The 353-nt window shown below is 62.6% G+C and carries 1 protein-coding gene; it reads left to right on the top strand.

Annotation, left to right across the window (positions count from 1 at the left end; translation table 11 throughout):
* Positions 1 to 18: 18 nt before the first annotated feature.
* The coding region (locus ACIP0B_RS13480) for a biopolymer transporter ExbD (RefSeq protein ID WP_400832622.1) at positions 19 to 353 on the top strand (335 nt) is incomplete at its 3' end.

Genomic DNA, 353 nt, shown 5'->3' with positions numbered 1-353 from the left:
GCCACCAACGGCGCGGCGGTGCTGCTGGTCATCTTCATGGTGACTGCGCCGATGCTCAATCAGGGCGTGAAGGTGGATCTGCCGAAGGTATCCAGCGATGCCTTGCCGCAGGACAACAACACCCAGGTGCTGACCATTTCCATCAAGGCCGACAAGACCTACTACTGGAACCTGGGCAGCGAAGTGGACACCGAGAAGCAGCAGGACCGCGCCATGACCCTGCCGCAGATGACGGATGCGGTGACCAAGATCATCCGTGCCGGCAACGAAGGCGGCAAGCACACCCAGGTCTTCATCCGCGGCGACAAGTCCGTGGACTACGGTGCCGTCATGGGCGCCATGGGCGGGCTGCA

The sequence above is a fragment of the Pseudomonas sp. NPDC089534 genome (assembly GCF_044749305.1).
In the GTDB taxonomy this organism is placed as follows: domain Bacteria; phylum Pseudomonadota; class Gammaproteobacteria; order Pseudomonadales; family Pseudomonadaceae; genus Aquipseudomonas; species Aquipseudomonas ekonensis.
The sequence above is the reverse complement of the archived record's forward strand: the minus strand, read 5'-3'. Positions and strand labels throughout refer to the sequence as shown.